Source organism: Oceanicaulis sp. (assembly GCA_040112665.1).
Lineage (GTDB): Bacteria > Pseudomonadota > Alphaproteobacteria > Caulobacterales > Maricaulaceae > Oceanicaulis.
Genome location: CP157796.1, coordinates 2121963 through 2138400 on the forward strand (window position 1 = coordinate 2121963; position 16438 = coordinate 2138400).

Sequence of the window (16438 nt, forward strand, 5' to 3'; positions counted from 1 at the left end):
GGTCCGATGACCATGCAGTTGCGCGCAAAATCGAAAGCGGCGAGGGCTGTGGCGATGCTCGCCCTCACCGGGTTTCTCGCCGCTTGCGCAGCACGAACGGAGCCTGCGGCGCCGACCGCTGAGAACTGCGTCGAGATCGGGTTGAGCTCGAACGGATGGCACGCGGGGCTGTACCTTCCGGCTTCGGCCTTCAGCCCCGGCGGGCCGGTGCGCATAGCCTTCCCCGAGGCGGACTGGTTCGCCGTCGGCTGGGGCGATGCGCGGGCCTATCCCGGCCCGCTGGGACCGGTGAATGCGGTCTCCGCCGTGCTCTGGCCGACCCGGTCTGCAGTGCACGTCGCCGCGCCGGGCAGGGACCCGCGAACCGCCTACCGGCAGGACCATGTCGATCTGGCGCTGAGCAACGCGCAGCTCGACACGCTCGCAGCCGCCATCGAAGCGGAGTTCGTCCGCGGCCCTGACGGCGGCCCGGTCCGGCTGGGCGAGGGGCTGGACAGCCGCGGCTCGGCCTTCTTCGCGGGCCGGTCGCGCTATCACGCCTTCCGGACGTGCAACGTCTTCATCGCCAGAACCCTGGAGGGCGCGGGCGTTGAGACCGGCCGGACCTGGGGCCATCTGCTGCCGGGCAGTCTTTTACGCGCCGCCGCCCGCCGTAATCCGCAAACCTGTCCGGGCTAGCTCGCGCCCATCACGAAGGCGTTGAGCTTGTTGCCGTCGGGATCACGGAAATAAGCGGCGTAGAACCCGCCGCCGCGCAGGCCGGGCGCGCCTTCATCGGTCCCGCCGTTCGCGAGCGCCGTCTCGTAGATTTGCTTCACGTGCGCCTCGTCCCGAGCCAGCAGGGCGACCATGACGCCGTTGCCCACGCTGGCGGGCTTGCCGTCGAAGGGCTTCATCACGCCGATCCCGGCGCCACCGTCCATCGTGCCCCAGGCGACGTAGGTCTCGCCTTCCATCATGCGCGGGGTGTCGAGAAGCGCGGCGATCTTGTCATAGAAGGCGACCGCCTTTTCGAGATCGTTGGTCCCGAGCGTCACATATCCGATCATCGTCCTGTCCTTTGGTTTGTTCGTGTAATGTTCTACGCAAATGTGGCCACAGGCGAACCGCGCGTGCAAGCGTTTTCTCGCGTCGACGCCCGGTTATCCACGCCGCCGGGCCGCCGTGCGGGTTTCCCGAATCGTCCGGCGCGCTACCCTGTCCGGCCCGCCCATGATGGAGGCCGCCATGGCGATCGCCGACCGACACGACGCCGCGCCCGCCGGATCGCCGATCGAGCGCGCCTATCTCGACCTGCTGCGCGACGTGCTGGAGACCGGCGAGGACCAGACCGACCGCACGGGCATCGGCACGCGCGGGGTGTTCGGCCGTCAGATCCGCTGCGATCTCGCCGACGGCTTTCCGCTGCTGACGACCAAGAAGGTGTTCTTCAAGGGCGTGGCCGTTGAGCTGCTCTGGTTCATCAAGGGGATGACCAACGTGCGCTGGCTTCAGGAGCGCGGCGTGACGATCTGGGACGAGTGGGCCGATGAAAACGGCGAACTCGGCCCGGTCTACGGCAAGCAGTGGCGGCGCTGGGAAGGCCCGGACGGGCGCGAGATCGACCAGCTCGCCGGTTTGATCGAGCAGATCAGAACCAGCCCCGACAGCCGCCGCCACGTCATAAGCGCCTGGAACCCGGCCGACGTGCCGTCCATGGCGCTGCCGCCGTGCCATACGCTGTTCCAGTTCAAGGTGCTCGGCGGCCGGCTGCACCTGCAGCTCTACCAGCGCAGCGCGGACCTGTTCCTCGGCGTGCCGTTCAACATCGCAAGCTATGCGCTGCTTCTGGCGATGGTGGCGAAAGTCACCGGCTACGAGCCTGGCGAATACGTGCACACCTTCGGGGACGCGCACATCTATTCCAACCACATGGATCAGGTGAAAGAGCAGCTCTCGCGCGCACCGCGCGCCCTGCCGAAGCTTCACCTCAACCCTGACGTCGAAGACCTTTTCGCGTTCGAGTACGAGGACATCTGCTTAGACGGGTATGATCCCCATCCCGCGATCAAGGCGCCGGTGGCGGTGTGACCCGCCCCCGCCTCGTCATCGTCGTCGCCGTCGCGAAGAACGGCGTGATCGGCGCCGGGGGCGATCTGCCCTGGCGCATTCCGTCCGATCTCAAGCGATTCAAGGCGGCCACTCTGGGCAAGCCGGTGATCATGGGCCGCAAGACCTGGGAGAGCCTGCCGCGCAAGCCGCTGCCGGGGCGGGCGAACATCGTGGTCAGCCGGTCGATGGACGCAGCAGCGGGCGCGCAGATCGTCTCCACGCCCGAAGCCGCGCTCGATGCGGCGGCGTCGGCGGCCGCGCACGCCGGGGCGGGGGAGGTCTGCCTGATCGGGGGTGCGCAGCTCTATGAGGCGTTTTTGCCGCAGACCGACATGGTGATCCTGACCGAGGTCGATCTCGCGCCTGAGGGCGACGCGGTCTTCCCGCGCCTCGATCCTGCGGACTGGCGCGAGGTCTCGGCGGAGACCGTCGCGCCCGAGCCGGGCGACGATGCGGGCTACACCGTGCGCCTTCTCGAGCGGCGCTGAGCGGAACCGTCCCGGTTTTACTTGAACCGGCGTTGCGAACCCGCCACATACGCATCAAAGCGCATTCGCGTGATCGTCACATCCATGGAGCGGGGAGATACATGCCCTGGAATGATAATTCGGGCGGCGGAGGTCCTTGGGGCTCCGGCGGCGGAAACAACAACAACCCCTGGGGCCAGGGGCCGAACCGTCCCGGCGGCGGCCGGGGTCCGGGCGGGGGCGGGCAGGAGCCCGACCTCGAAGAGCTGATCCGCCGGTTCCAGAACTGGCTCGGCGGCCTGTTCGGCGGCGGCAAGTCCGGCGGCGGTAAAGGCGGCAAGGGCGGCGGAGGCGGCGGCGCCGGTCTCGGCGCGATCCTGGCCGGTCTTCTCTTCGTCTGGCTCGCCTGGCCCGGTTCGGGCTGGTACCAGGTCGGCCCGGGCGAAGCCGGCGTGGTCCTGCGCTTCGGCGAGTACACCCGCACCACCGGCGCGGGTCTGCGCTTCAAGCTGCCCTATCCGTTCGAACGGGTGATGATCGAGGACGTGACCAATATCCGCTCGGTCACCATCGGCTCGACCCCGCAGGAATCGCTGATGGTCACGCGCGACGAGAACATCGTCGACGTGAGCTTCACCGTTCAGTGGCAGGTCGATCCCGCGAACGTGCGCAATTACCTGTTCAACGTTCGCGATCAGCAGGCCATGGTCCGCGCCGTCGCCGAGAGCGCCATGCGCGAAGTGGTCGGCACCTCGGACCTTCAGCCGATCATCGGCGAGGGCCGGGGCGAGGTCGCCCAGCGTGCCGAGCAGATCGTGCAGGAGACGCTGAACCGCTACGACGCGGGCATCCGGATCGTCGGCGTGCAGCTTCAGGAAGCCGCGCCGCCGCCTGACGTCATCGCGGCCTTCCAGGACGTCATCGCGGCCGGTCAGGACGCCGAGCGCGTCCAGCTTCAGGCCACCGCCTACGCCAACCGCGTGGTGCCCGAAGCGCGAGGTGACGCGGTGCGTCTGCTCGAAGAAGCGCGCGGTTACCGCGATCAGGTCGTCGCCGAAGCCGAAGGTCAGGCCGACCGCTTCAACGCGATCTACACCGAGTACGCCCAGGCGCCGGAGGTCACGCGCCGCCGGATGTTCCTGGAGACCATGGAGCGCGTCCTGGGCCGCTCCGAACTCATCATCCTCGACCAGAACGGCCAGGGCGCCGTGCCGTATCTGCCGCTCGATCGTCTTGGGCAGAACCGCGGCGCGCGTTCCGAAGCGGCCGGCTCGGGCCAGGGAGGCTAGACCATGAGATTCCTCACCATCATCGGCGGCGTCATCGTCGCCGCAGCCGTGATCGTCTTCCTGACCGCGACCTATACGGTCAGCGAGACCCAGTCCGCCCTGGTGCTGCGTTTCGGCGATCCGGTCCGTGTGACCAACGAGGTCGGCGACGAGGATCCGGGCCTGCACTTCAAGCTGCCCTGGGAAGAGGTGCTGCATTTCGACAAGCGCAATGTCGAGTTCGACATGCGGCCCCGTCAGATCCAGGCCGGCGACCAGGAGCGGCTCGAAGTGGACGCCTTCCTGCGCTACCGCGTGATCGATCCGCTGCGCTTCTTCCAGACCGTCCGCACCGAGGCCGGCGCGGAGCTGCGCCTGGCGACGATCATGGAAGACGCGCTGCGCGCCGTTGTCGGCTCGATCCCGTCCCAGGACGTGATCTCCGGCCAGCGCGCCGAGCTGATGGATCGGGTGGAGGCCAGCGTCGCCGCGGCGACCCGCCGCGCCGATCTGGGGCTCGAGATCATCGACGTGCGTATCCTGCGCGCCGATCTGCCCGACGACGTCGAGGAGCGGGTCTTCCAGCGCATGCGGTCCGAGCGTGAGCAGCAGGCCTCGCTGATCCGCGCCGAGGGCGAGGAGCGGGCCCGCGAGATCCGCGCCTCCGCCGACCGGGAAGCGACGGTGATCCTGGCCAATGCGCGCGCCGAAGCCGACCGCATCCGCGGTGAAGGCGACGCCCAGCGCAACCGGATCTACGCCGCCGCCTACGGCCAGGACCGGGAGTTCTTCCAGTTCTACCGCTCGATGCTGGCCTACGAGAACGCGCTGCGCGACGGCACGCCCATCGTGATCCCGCCCGACAGCGAGTTCTTCGAGTACTTCCGTTCGGAGGCCGGCAGGAACTAGGGCCGTGGCCGAACTTCTGCTGCTCGGGATCGGCGTGGCGCTCGCCCTCGAAGGCGCGCTCTACGCCGCCATCCCTGAGACCATGAAGCGTATCGCAGCGGCGGCCGGGCTCTCTGAGCCCGGCCGTCTGCGTATTGCAGGGCTGATCGCGATGACGATCGGGGTTGGAATCGTCTGGCTGGTGCGCGGCTGAGCTGCACCTGCGGGCGTGGCGCGCCGCATCGCGGCCGTGTTAGAGATTCGTTCATAAGTTTCCATAGCGTCCGGAGCCGCTCATGCGCCTTTTCGCCGCCGCGCTCGTTCTCGCCGCGATCAGCTGGCTCGCCCCGGCTTCCGCGTTCGCCCAGCCCAATGAAGGCTTCGCCGATCTCAACGACCGGCTGAGCCCGGCGGTGGTCAATATCGCCACCGCCCAGCGCATCGGCGAAGAGGACGGCATGCCGGTCTTCCCGCCCGGCTCGCCGCTGGAGCGTTTCAACGACCTTCTGGGCGAGGGGCCGCGCATGGCGCGCTCGCTGGGCTCGGGCTTCGTGATCGATCCCGACGGGCTGGTGGTGACCAACAATCACGTCATCGACGAAGCCGACGAGGTCGAGGTGGTGCTGCAGGACGGCCGCGTCCTGCCTGCGGAAGTCATCGGACGAGACCCGGCGACCGATCTGGCCGTGCTGCGCGTGGACGCGGGCGAGGGCCTGCCCTTCGTGGAGTGGGGCGACAGCGACGCGTCGCGGGTCGGCGACTGGGTCGTGGCGATCGGCAACCCGTTCGGCCTGGGCGGCTCTCTATCGGCCGGCGTCATCTCCGCCCGAGGCCGGGAGATCGGCGGGCGCTATGACGACTATCTTCAGAGCGACGTCGCCATCAACCGGGGCAATTCCGGCGGCCCGCTGTTCAACATGGACGGCGAGGTGGTCGGCGTGAACACGGCGATCTTCTCGCCCACCGGCGCCAGCGTCGGGATCTCCTTTTCCGTACCCAGCGCCGTCGCGCAGCCGGTCGTCGCCCAGCTCATCGAGTTCGGCGAGACCCGCCGCGGCTGGCTGGGCGTGAACGTGCAGCCGGTCACCCCGGACATGGCGACCGCGATGGGCCTGTCGGCGGCCCGCGGTGCAGTGATTACGCGGATCGACCCCGAGGGCCCGGCGGCGGACTCCGGTCTGCAAACCGGCGACGTCGTTCTGGCGTTCGGCGGCCGGGCGGTGGCCGACGACCGCGCCCTGCCGCGCATCGTGGCCGAGACCGAGCCGGGAACGCGCGTGGACATCGAAGTCTTCCGCCGCGGCGAACCGGTTACGGTCGCGGTGACTATCGAACGGCTCGACGAGGGCGAAGCCCGGCCGCGCGCCCCGGCGGGCGCCGAGGCGCAGGAAGGCGCGGCCTCGCCCGCCGCCTCACGCTCTCTGTTCGGCCTCACGGTGGAGCCGCTGACGGAGTCGCTGCGCCGCCGCTTCCGGGTGCATCCCGGCGCCGAAGGCCTGGTGGTCACCGAAGTCGATCCCGACAGCGACGCGGCGGGCAAGGTCCGCCCCGGTGACGTGATCGAGGAGATCGCCTGGACCCCGGTCGCAACGGTGCAGGAGGCGCGCGACATCGTCGAGGCGGCCGGCGGCGGTCCGGTGCTGTTCAGCCTCAATCGTCAGGGTCAGTACGTGCTGCATACGCTGCGGGGATAGGCGGGCCGGTGGCTGAGCACGCGGCGCGGCCCGACATCCTCCTGCTCGGCGGGCCGACGGCGAGCGGCAAGACCGCGCTGTCGCTGCACGCCGCGCAGCGTCTCGGCGGGGAGATCGTCAACGCGGACTCCATGCAGGTCTATGAGGGCCTGCCGATCCTGTCCGCCCAGCCCTCGGCCGAAGAACGCGCGGCCGCGCCCCATCACCTGTTCGGCGTGATCGATCCGGCCGAGCGCTGCTCGGTCGGGCGCTGGGCGTCGCTGGCGCTCAATGCGATCGAAGCGATCACGGGCCGCGGGAGGATCGCGATCCTCACTGGCGGGACGGGGCTCTATTTCAAGGCGCTGCTCGACGGGCTCGCCCCTGCGCCGGACATCCCCGATGCGGTGAACGCCGGGGTCGCCGCCCTTTTCCGGAAAGGCGGGCTCGAAGCCTTGCGCGCGGAAGCCGAAAGGCTTGATCCGGTTTCAGCCGCGCGCATTGCGGCGGGCGACAGGCAAAGGCTCATGCGGGTGATCGCGGTGGCGCGCGCGGCGGGGCGGCCTCTGTCCGAGCTTCACACAGACACCACGCCGCTCTTCGATCCTGCGAGAGTCGCCGGGGTCGTCGTCCAGCCGCCGCGGGAAGGGCTCTACGCCCGGATCGAGGCGCGCTTCGAACACATGATCGAGGCGGGCGCGCTCGACGAGGCCCGTGCGATCGCCGCGCGCGAGCTCGATCCTGACCTGCCCGCGATGAAGGCGGTCGGACTGCCGCCGCTGCTGGCGCACTTGCGGGGCGAGACCGACCTTCAGACCGCGATCGAGACCGCCAAGCGGGACTCCCGGCGCTACGCCAAGCGTCAGTTCACCTGGTTCTCCAATCAGCATCCGGACTGGGACCGGGTGGAAAGCCTTGACCCCCAGGCCCAGCGCGCCGAGCTTGGCCGCCTTCTGTCCCGCCGCTTCGGAGCGCTTTGATGGCCGCGCCGCTTTACGACGCCGATCTTGATCTCAAGCCGATCGCTGACCGGTCGGTCGCGATCATCGGCTACGGCAATCACGGCCGCTCGCACGCCCTGTGCCTCAAGGACAGCGGCGCGGGCGAGGTCATGGTCGCGCTGAGGACGGGCTCCGCCTCGGCCGACCGCGCGCAGGCCGACGGGTTCGAGCCGGTCGCCATCGAAGACGCCGCGCAGCGCGCCGACGTGCTCTCCATCCTCGCCGCCGACGAAGCGCACAAGGAGATATGGGAGACCAAGATCCGCCCCAACCGCAAACCGGGCCAGGCGCTGATCTTCTGCCACGGCTTCTCCATCGATTACGGGCTGATCGAACCGGAGCCGGACGTGGACATCATCCTCGCCGCCGCCAAGGGGCCGGGCGGCGCGGTGCGGTCGAGCTTTGAGAAGGGCGGCGGCCTCGTCGGGTTCTGGGGCGTGCATCAGGATGCGAGCGGTGAGGCCGAGAAGATCGCCAAGGCGTATCTCAAGGCGCTGGGCTGCGGCCGGGCCGGAGTGTTCGAAACGAGCTTCCGAGAAGAGGCGCTCAGCGACATTCTCGGCGAGCAGGCGGTGCTGGTCGGCGGCATGTGTGCGCTCGCCCGCGAAGGGTTCGAGCAGCTGACCAAAGCCGGCATAAATCCCGAGATGGCCTATCTCGATACGGTTCACGAGCTCAAATACATAGCCGACCTCATCCATGAGCGCGGCGTGCACGGCATGTACGCGGCGATCTCCGACACCGCCGAGTTCGGCGCGCACGAGGTCGAGGGTCCGATCCGCGAAGCGGTCCGCCCGGTCTTCGAGGCGATCGTGAAGGACGTGACGGCGGGAGATTTCGCACGGCGTTGGGTGGCGGATTACGAGAACGGCCGGGCGGGTCTTCACAAGGCGCGGGAAAAGGCGAGGACGCATCCGCTGGAGGCGGCGGGCGAAAAGGTGCGCGGCGCGGGGGCGCCGCCCGCCCTTCAAACGCCGCAATCGGCGCGCTAAAGCGCGCGCTTCGGCGGCCCGGTTCTTGCGAGGCTGCGGCGGGGATTTATTCGGTTAAAGTTCGCTCATGGACGCGCTTCTTCGTTTCATCAACCGGCTGGACAGCCGCGCGGCCCGCGCGGTGTGGATCACGCTGGCGCTTTTCGGCCTAGTCGCGGCGCTGTTCGTCGTCGGTCGCTTCGTGCTCGATATCGAGCCGAGCTCGGTTCAGGCCTGGTTCGAAAGCGCGGCCGGCGCCTGGTACGCGCTGCCCGCCACGATCCTGCTCTTCACCGTGCTCGCGTTCGTGGGCGCGCCTCAGTTCGCCCTGATCGGCGCGGCGGTGTTCGCGTTCGGACCGGTGCAGGGGTTCATCTATTCCTGGATCGCCACGGTGGTCTCGGCGACGGTCGATTTCTGGCTCGGCCGGTTCCTCGGCGCGGAGACCGTGCGCAAGTACGGCGGCAAGACGGTGAATCGCATCTCCCATTTCGTCGGCCGGAACGGGTTCTGGGCGAGCCTCATCGTACGGATCGTCCCCAGCGCGCCCTTCATCGTGGTCAACATGGCCGCCGGCGTCTCGAGAATGGGATATTTGCCGTTCGTCGCCGGGCTCGGCGTCGGGGTGATTCCCAAATCCGCCGTCATCGCCTTTTTCGGCGGCTCGCTGATGGCGCTGTTCGCCGGAGGCGGCTGGCAGGCAGGTCTGGCGCTCGCCGCGGCGGCCGCCGCCTGGGTGGGCTTCATGCTCTTCGCCAGAAGGCTTCTGCGCAGCGACGAGGGCCCCGTGGGCGCCGAGGTCGCTGCGGCCGAGGCGGAACACGCCGAGGAGGCTGAGCGTGAGGAAGCAGGGCGGCTTGCAATCGATGACGCGCCGTCGCACAAGGGACACACTTGAAAATTAAATCCTGTCGGCACGAGAGTCGCCGGCGGGCGGCCGCATGAAACGGGATAGCGCATGTTCTCAAGCGTGTTCGGGCTCCTCTCCGCTGACATCGCCATCGACCTGGGGACCGCGAACACGCTCGTGTACGTGAAGGGCCGCGGCGTGGTGCTGAACGAGCCGTCGGTGGTGGCCTTCAAGATCGAGAAGGGCCGCAAGCAGGTCCAGGCGGTCGGCGCGGAAGCCAAGCTGATGCTCGGCAAGACCCCCGGAAACGTCGAGGCGATCCGTCCCATGCGCGACGGCGTCATCGCCGACTTCGACGTCGCCGAGGAGATGATCAAGCACTTCATCCGCAAGGTGCATAACCGGCAGACCTTCGTCAGCCCGCAGGTCGTGATCTGCGTGCCCTCGGGCGCCACGGCGGTGGAGCGCCGCGCGATCCACGAAAGCGCCGCTCACGCCGGTGCGCGAAAGGTCTATCTGATCGACGAGCCCATGGCCGCCGCGGTCGGCGCCGGGCTGCCCATCGACGAGCCGACCGGCTCGATGATCGTCGATATCGGCGGCGGCACCACCGAAGTCGCGGTCATGTCCCTGTCGGGCATCGTCTATTCGCGCTCGGTCCGGGTCGGCGGCGACAAGATGGACGAAGCGATCATCAACTATATCCGCCGCTCGGCGAACCTTCTGATCGGCGAGACCAGCGCCGAGCGCATCAAGAAGGAGATCGGCTCGGCCACCCCGCCGCCCAAGGGCGAGGGGCTGACGCTGGAGATCAAGGGGCGCGACCTGATGAACGGCGTGCCGCGCGAGATCGTCGTCACCGAGGCGATGATCGCCGACGCGCTGTCAGAGCCGGTCGAGCAGATCGTCGAGGCGGTCAAGCAGGCCCTCGAAGCCACCCCGCCCGAACTTGCCGCGGACATCGTCGACAAGGGCATCGTGCTGACCGGCGGCGGGGCGCTTCTGCGCAATCTCGACACCGAGCTGCGCGACCGCACCGGCCTTCCGGTGAGCCTCGCTGACGAGCCGCTGTCCTGCGTCGTGCTTGGCTGCGGCAAGGCGGTCGAGAACCTCCGCCTGTGGCGGCCCATCCTCGCCGAGGCGGTCTAGCCGCGGCCTCCTAGGGAGACCATGCGACCTTGGCGCTGAGACCGGGCCGGCGACATCAGGACGAGGGCGTCAGATTTCCCCTGCCGCTGTTCGGCTTCTGCGTGCTGTTCGCAGCGGCGCTGCTCTGGCTCGACCGCCCCTCCGACCGCGTCGAGCCGCTGAGCGCGGCGCGCGCAGCCTTCAACGACGCCGCTTTGCCGCTGCTCGAACTCGCCGGCCGTCCGGTGACCGGGTTCACGAACATGGGGCCCTGGTGGCGCCGCCAGCTGGCGCTGGCGGAGGAAAACCGGGCGCTGCAGCTGCAGCTCGCCGAGCTGCGCTCCTGGCGCGACGTCGCGCTGTCGCTGCAGGAACGTAACGCCCGCTACGCCGAGCTTCTGAACCTGCAGGGCCCCGAGATGGGCGAGCGGATCACCGCCTGGACGGTGGCCGACCAGTCCACAGACTTCGTGCGCTCGCGGCTGATCGGCGCAGGCCGCCGGGCCGGGGTCGCGCCGGGCTATCCGGCGGTCAATCTCTACGGCCTGATCGGACGGACGGTCGATGTCGGCGAGGACAGCGCGCGGATCCTGCTGCTCACCGACTTCAACAGCCGCGTCGCGGTGATGGCGGACCGGTCCAACGCGCGGGCTCTGCTGATCGGAGACAACACCGACTTTCCGCGCCTGGAATATCTCGGGCGCGAGCCGGACCTGCGCGAGGGCGACCGGATCGTCACCTCGGGCGACGACAACGTGATGCCGCGCGGCCTGCCGGTCGGCGAGGCGGTGCTCGACCGCGACGGCCGCTGGCGGGTGGCGCTGTTCAATCGGGCCGCGCCGATCGATCTGGTCTGGATCTGGCCGTTCGAGCCTGTGACCGCGCCCGGCTCCATGCTGGACGACGGCGCGACGGTCGTCGCTCCGCCCATGGCGCCTGAAACCGCCGGGGCCGAAACGAGCGCGACCGCCGCGCCCGAGGGAGAGGGCTGATGCGCGCACCGCTGGACACCGGACCGGGCTGGCCGGGCATCGTGGGTTTCGTGCTGACCACGCTCGCCGCACTGATCATTCAGGGCGCTGCGGGCCGGATCGGGGTGAACGGCGCGCTGTTCGTCAATCTGCCGCTGATCGTGCTTTTCCTGTGGTCGTTCAAGCGGCCGGGGCTCGTCTCGCCGATCGCGCTTCTGATCGCGGGCCTTCTTCAGGACCTCGTCACCGGCGGTCCGCTGGGCGTGTGGGCGCTCGCCTATCTGGTCGCTTTCGCCGCTGCGCGCGACCGCGAGGCGGACGGCGCAGGGGTCGAGGTCGGCCCCGCCGCCCTGCGGTTCGCCGCGCTGTCTGCAGCCGCCTATGTCACCGCCTGGGCGGCGGGCAGCGCCGCGGTCGGCGCCCCGGCGGGCTTTCAGGCGTTGATCGCGGAGGCGCTGCTCACCATTCTCTTGTTTCCCGCCTTCGCCTGGGTGTTCGTCCGCCGCAAGGAGCGGTCGGCGTTTTTTTAACCCCGGTCGGCGAAGGCTGAGCGGCGACGGCACGGAACGGACGCGATGCGGCGCGACAAGCAGGAAGCCCAGGCCCAGTTCAACCGGCGCGCCCTTCTCATGGGCGCGGCGGGCCTCGGCGTGTTCGCAGGGCTCGGCGCGCGGCTCTACTCGCTGCAGATTCTCGAGCAGGAGCGCTACCGCACGCTTTCTGACGACAACCAGTTCAATTTCCGGCTTCAGCCGCCGGTGCGCGGCCGGCTTCTGGACCGGTTCGATCAGCCCATTGCGGAGAACCGCGACAGCTATCGGCTGATGATCATTCCCGAGCAGGCTGGCGATCCGCGCGCTGCGCTCGAACGCCTGTCGCGCTTCATGCCGCTCTCCGAGGAGCGCATCGACCGGCTGGTGCGCGAGATCCGCCGCTCGCCGCGCTTCCAGCCGGTGACGATCGCGGAGGATCTCGATTGGCAGACCTTCACCCGGATCAACCTGCATCTGCCTGAACTTTCAGGGATCACGCCCGATGTCGGCGAGGTGCGGACCTATCCCCACCCGCAGACCTTCGCCCATGTCACCGGCTACGTGCAGTCCGCCCCGCCCGAAAGCGCGAACGGCGATCCGCTGCTGCTGCATCCGGGCTTCAGGATCGGCCGGGCCGGCGTGGAAGCCGCCGCAGAGGACACGCTGCGCGGCGAGGCCGGCCAGCTGAAGGTCGAGGTGAACGCCTACGGCCGGGTCATCCGCGAATTGCCCGACCAGTCCGTGCCCGCCACGCCGGGGCGCGACGTGCGTCTGGCGGTCGATCTTCGGGCCCAGCGCGCCGCCATGGCGGCGCTCGACGGGCAGGCCGCCGCCGCGGTCGCGCTCGACATCCAGACCGGCGAGATCCTGGCTCTGGCCAGCTCGCCCAGCTTCGATCCGAACTCTTTCGTGCTCGGCATTGGCCAGGAGGAGTTCGACGGGCTGAACACCAACCCCTACCGGCCGCTGTTCAACAAGGCGACCACGGGGCTTTACGCGCCGGCCTCCACGGTGAAGGGCATGGCTGCGCTCGCCGCGCTGCAGGAAGGCGAGTTCGACCCGTCCGAAGAGGTGTTCTGCAACGGCTCGACCCGGCTCGGGAACCGCACCTTCCACTGCTGGCGCCGCGAGGGCCACGGCCGGGTGAACTATCACGAGGCCGTAAAGACCAGCTGCGACATATACTTTTACGAGGCCGCCCGGCGCCTCGGCATCGAGCGCTGGCGGCAGATGGCGCTGACCTGCGGGCTGGGCGAGCTGTTCGACATCGGCATGTCGATCCCCCAGCGCGCCGAAGGCCTGGTGCCCAGCCCGGCCTGGAAACGCGCCCGCCGCGGGCAGCCCTGGACCACCGGGGACATGTACAACACCGGCATCGGGCAGGGCGACCTGCTCGCCTCGCCGCTGCAGCTGGCCGTCATGACCGCGCGCGTCGCCTCGGGCCGCAAGGTCACCCCGACCCTGTTCCCGCGCGAGCCAGGTCACCAGTTCGAAAGCCTGGGCTTTGACGAGCGCTATCGCGAGATGGTCCATCAGGCGATGCGCGCCGTCGTGCACGAACCCGGCGGCACGTCCTACTGGACGCTCGATGCGGGCCGGGGGCTGGGGATCGAGGGCGTGGAGATGTGCGGCAAGACCGGCACCGCCCAGGTCTACTCGATCTCGGCAGAGGAACGCGCAGCGGGCGTGCGCGACCAGGAAGACCTGCCCTGGCGGCTGAGAAACCACGGTCTTTTCATCGGTTACGCGCCAGCCGCCGCGCCGCGTTATGCGGTCGCGGTCGTGGTCGAGCACGGCGGGGGCGGGTCGACCGCAGCCGCCAGACCTGCGCGCGACATCCTGCGCGATCTTGTTCAGCGCGACCCGTCAGCCCGGCCTGTCGGGCCGATCGCGACAGGTCCCACGCCGAGCACGGAGGGCTGAGGGATGGGCGTGTTCACCCAGTCCGTCCCGCGCGGCTTTCGTGAGAAGCTTTACGAGGTCAACTGGGCCTTCGTACTGCTGATCGTGCTGATCGGCTGCATCGGCGTGGGCATGCTCTACTCGGTGGAGGCGGGATCGTGGGATCCCTACGCCTCGCGCCATGCGCTGAGATTTTCCGTCGGCGTCCTGCTGATGATCGTGGTGGCGCTCTTCCCGCCGCGCTTCTGGATGGGGATCGCCTATCCAGCCTATCTCGGCGCGCTCATCCTGCTGGTCGGGGTGGAGCTGATCGGCGTCACCGCAATGGGCGCGCAGCGCTGGCTGGATATCGGTCCGATCAGGATGCAGCCCTCCGAGTTGATGAAGATCGCGCTCGTGCTGGCTCTGGCGCGCTATTACCACGACCTCCCAGAGGAGAAGGTGTCGAGCTTGGGCGGGCTGATCGTGCCGGGGATCATGATCGCCGCGCCGATGGCGCTGATCATCATGCAGCCCGACCTTGGCACCTCGCTGCTTCTGGGCGCGACCGGGGCGGCCATCGTGTTCATGGCGGGGCTGAGCTGGAAGGTGATCGCGGGCGGCGGCCTGCTCGGCGCGATCGGCGGCAACATCTTCTTGCAATACGGGCTTCAGGACTATCAGCGCGCCCGGATCATGACCTTCCTCGATCCCGAGAGCGATCCGATGGGGGCGGGTTATCACATCCTGCAGTCCAAGATCGCGCTGGGCTCGGGCGGCGCGACGGGCAAGGGCTATATGCAGGGCAGCCAGGCGCACCTGAACTTCCTGCCCGAGAAACAGACCGACTTCATCTTCACCATGCTGGGCGAGGAGTTCGGCTTTGTCGGCGGGATTTTCGTGCTGGGGCTTTACGCGCTGGTGCTGGCCAACTGCGTGATGATCGCCGCTTCCTGCCGGTCGACTTTCCTCAGGCTCGTGGTGATGGGCGTGGCGACGACCTTCGCGCTCTACGTCTTCATCAATGTCGGCATGGTGATGGGGCTGCTGCCCGTGGTCGGCGTGCCACTGCCGATGATCTCCTATGGCGGCACGGTGATGATGACGGTGCTGTTCGGCCTGGGGCTGATCCTGGGTGCGCACGTGCATCGCGGCGCCGAGCCGCCCAAGGGGGCGGGTCTGTTCGGCTAGCGCCCTGTGGCGTGAACTCTTGATCTTCGCCGGTCTTTGACACACCCTCCGCGCCAAACCGCCGCACCTTTTTCGATGCGGCGGACGAGGCGCGCGCAACGGGCGCAGCGCCGGGGGAGGGAGAGACACAAATGGCCGGTCCTGCGGCGCACAGCACCTGGAATTCGCGATTCGGCTTCCTGATGGCCGCCATCGGCTCGTCGGTCGGCCTGGGAAATTTCTGGCGGTTTCCCTACACCGCCGGTGAGAACGGCGGGGCGGCCTTCGTCATCGTCTACCTGCTCTGCGTGGTCCTGATCGCGTTTCCGATCCTCATCGCCGAACTCAGCGTCGGCCGGCACGCGCGCAAGTCCGCGGTCGGGTCGACCCGGCAGATGGCGTTCGACGCGGGCGCCAGCGAGTTCTGGTCGATCGCAGGCTGGGTCGGCATGGCGGGCGGCGTGCTGATCCTGTGCTTCTACTCGGTCGTGGCCGGCTGGGTCGCCGCCTATGTCTGGCAGATGTCCCAGGGCGTGTTCACCGGCATGGAGGCCGAGCTCGTCGCCCAGCAATTCGGCGCGCTGGTCGGCGACACCAACACCGTGATCGGCTGGCACAGCCTGTTCATGGTGATCACGATCGGCATCGTCTGCTTCGGCGTGACCGACGGGATCGAGCGGGCGGTGACGATCCTCATGCCGCTCTTCTTCATCATGCTGGTCGGCATGGTCGTCTACGCCGGCGTCGCCGGGGACATGGGCGCGGCGATCAGCTACCTCTTCACGCCGGACTTCAGCGAGTTCTCCGCCTCCACCGTGCTCGAAGCGCTGGGCCAGGCCTTCTTCTCGATCGGCGTGGGCTCGGCGATCATGATCACCTACGGCTCGTATCTGCGCCGCAAGGACGAGCTTCCGCAGTCCGCGACCATCATCGCGGGAGCGGACACGATGGTGGCGATCATCGCCGGCCTTGCGATCTTCCCGTTCGTGTTCGCCTTCGGCTTCGATGCGAGCGCCGGTCCGGGCCTGTTCTTCCAGACCCTGCCCGCCGCCTTCGCCCAGATGCCGGGCGGCCAGTGGGTCGGCACCGCCTTCTTCGCGCTGGCCTTCATCGCCGCGCTGACGAGCTCGATCTCGCTTCTGCAGGTGATCGTGGCCTTCGGCGAGGAGCACACCGATTTCGGCCGTGTCGGCTCGGCGCTGTTCTTCGGCGGCATCATTTTCATGGTGGGCATCGCCGCGGCCTATTCGGGCGACTTCTTCGACCTGCTGGATGTGATCAGCGGCAAGTTCCTGCTGCCGATGGGCGGTCTTCTGATCGCGCTCTTCACCGGCTGGGTGGTCTCCAAGGCCCTGATGCAGAAGGAGCTCGACGACGCCAATCCGCGCTTCTTCGCCTACTGGCGCTTCACCATCCGCTATCTCGCGCCGATCGCGGTGGGCCTGATCATCATCGCAGGCCTCGCCGACACGTTCGGCATCCCGCTGCCCCTGATCGGCGGCGCCGATCTGGGCGGCTAGGCGCTCGCCAGCCTTCAAACGCGAAC

General features: G+C 68.6%; 17 protein-coding genes. 16 read left to right on the forward strand and 1 reads right to left on the reverse strand.

Translation table 11 applies throughout. The features are described 5' to 3' along the window. Positions 1-6 precede the first annotated feature (6 nt). Positions 7-678, forward strand: a complete 672-nt coding sequence (locus tag ABL308_10350) for a DUF2459 domain-containing protein (protein XBQ15358.1) — start codon at positions 7-9, stop codon at positions 676-678. On the opposite strand, the gene ABL308_10355 is transcribed toward ABL308_10350, so the two are convergent. Then, positions 675-1049, reverse strand: coding sequence for a VOC family protein (locus ABL308_10355; GenBank protein ID XBQ15359.1), 375 nt, complete (start codon positions 1047-1049; stop codon positions 675-677). The genes ABL308_10350 and ABL308_10355 overlap by 4 nt on opposite strands. Positions 1050-1227: 178 nt before the next feature. Between ABL308_10355 and ABL308_10360 the strand changes: the two genes are divergently transcribed. The 15 genes from ABL308_10360 to ABL308_10430 all read left to right on the forward strand — a co-directional run bounded on the left by ABL308_10360 (position 1228) and on the right by ABL308_10430 (position 16412). Further along, the gene (locus ABL308_10360; GenBank protein XBQ15360.1) at positions 1228-2070 is read left to right on the forward strand and encodes a thymidylate synthase; all 843 of its coding nucleotides are present in this window, start codon (positions 1228-1230) and stop codon (positions 2068-2070) included. Next, positions 2067-2579, forward strand: coding sequence for a dihydrofolate reductase (locus ABL308_10365; protein XBQ15361.1), 513 nt, complete (start codon positions 2067-2069; stop codon positions 2577-2579). The genes ABL308_10360 and ABL308_10365 overlap by 4 nt, the downstream gene beginning before the upstream one ends. Before the next feature lie 101 nt (positions 2580-2680). After that, the gene (gene hflK, locus ABL308_10370) at positions 2681-3847 is read left to right on the forward strand and encodes an FtsH protease activity modulator HflK (protein XBQ15362.1); all 1167 of its coding nucleotides are present in this window, start codon (positions 2681-2683) and stop codon (positions 3845-3847) included. 3 nt (positions 3848-3850) lie between these two features. Then, positions 3851-4735 (forward strand): protease modulator HflC, encoded by an 885-nt coding sequence (gene hflC, locus ABL308_10375; GenBank protein ID XBQ15363.1) that lies wholly within the window; start codon positions 3851-3853, stop codon positions 4733-4735. Positions 4736-4763: 28 nt separating this feature from the next. Next, positions 4764-4928 carry a DUF2065 domain-containing protein gene (locus ABL308_10380; GenBank protein XBQ17732.1) on the forward strand — a complete coding sequence of 55 codons (165 nt, stop codon included), beginning with the start codon at positions 4764-4766 and terminating at the stop codon, positions 4926-4928. Between the two features lie 82 nt (positions 4929-5010). Then, positions 5011-6408: a Do family serine endopeptidase gene (locus ABL308_10385; GenBank protein XBQ15364.1), complete on the forward strand. Its 1398-nt coding sequence runs from the start codon at positions 5011-5013 to the stop codon at positions 6406-6408. Positions 6409-6416: 8 nt separating this feature from the next. Then, a complete protein-coding gene (gene miaA / locus ABL308_10390) occupies positions 6417-7367 on the forward strand; it encodes a tRNA (adenosine(37)-N6)-dimethylallyltransferase MiaA (GenBank protein XBQ15365.1) in 951 nt (316 codons plus the stop codon). Further along, positions 7367-8380, forward strand: coding sequence for a ketol-acid reductoisomerase (gene ilvC / locus ABL308_10395; protein XBQ15366.1), 1014 nt, complete (start codon positions 7367-7369; stop codon positions 8378-8380). Before miaA ends, ilvC begins: the two co-directional genes overlap by 1 nt. A 67-nt stretch (positions 8381-8447) precedes the next feature. Further along, positions 8448-9257: a TVP38/TMEM64 family protein gene (locus ABL308_10400; protein XBQ15367.1), complete on the forward strand. Its 810-nt coding sequence runs from the start codon at positions 8448-8450 to the stop codon at positions 9255-9257. Between the two features lie 60 nt (positions 9258-9317). Continuing rightward, positions 9318-10358, forward strand: a complete 1041-nt coding sequence (locus ABL308_10405) for a rod shape-determining protein (protein ID XBQ15368.1) — start codon at positions 9318-9320, stop codon at positions 10356-10358. Positions 10359-10387: 29 nt separating this feature from the next. Then, the gene (gene mreC / locus ABL308_10410; protein XBQ15369.1) at positions 10388-11329 is read left to right on the forward strand and encodes a rod shape-determining protein MreC; all 942 of its coding nucleotides are present in this window, start codon (positions 10388-10390) and stop codon (positions 11327-11329) included. After that, positions 11329-11838: a rod shape-determining protein MreD gene (locus ABL308_10415; GenBank protein XBQ15370.1), complete on the forward strand. Its 510-nt coding sequence runs from the start codon at positions 11329-11331 to the stop codon at positions 11836-11838. The genes mreC and ABL308_10415 overlap by 1 nt, the downstream gene beginning before the upstream one ends. 45 nt (positions 11839-11883) lie before the next feature. Continuing rightward, entirely contained in the window at positions 11884-13764 is a 1881-nt protein-coding gene (gene mrdA / locus ABL308_10420; protein XBQ15371.1) for a penicillin-binding protein 2, read from the forward strand. A gap of 3 nt (positions 13765-13767) precedes the next feature. Further along, positions 13768-14913 carry a rod shape-determining protein RodA gene (gene rodA / locus ABL308_10425; protein XBQ15372.1) on the forward strand — a complete coding sequence of 382 codons (1146 nt, stop codon included), beginning with the start codon at positions 13768-13770 and terminating at the stop codon, positions 14911-14913. Positions 14914-15044: 131 nt separating this feature from the next. Continuing rightward, positions 15045-16412 (forward strand): sodium-dependent transporter, encoded by a 1368-nt coding sequence (locus ABL308_10430; GenBank protein XBQ15373.1) that lies wholly within the window; start codon positions 15045-15047, stop codon positions 16410-16412. The last annotated feature ends 26 nt before the right edge of the window (positions 16413-16438 follow it).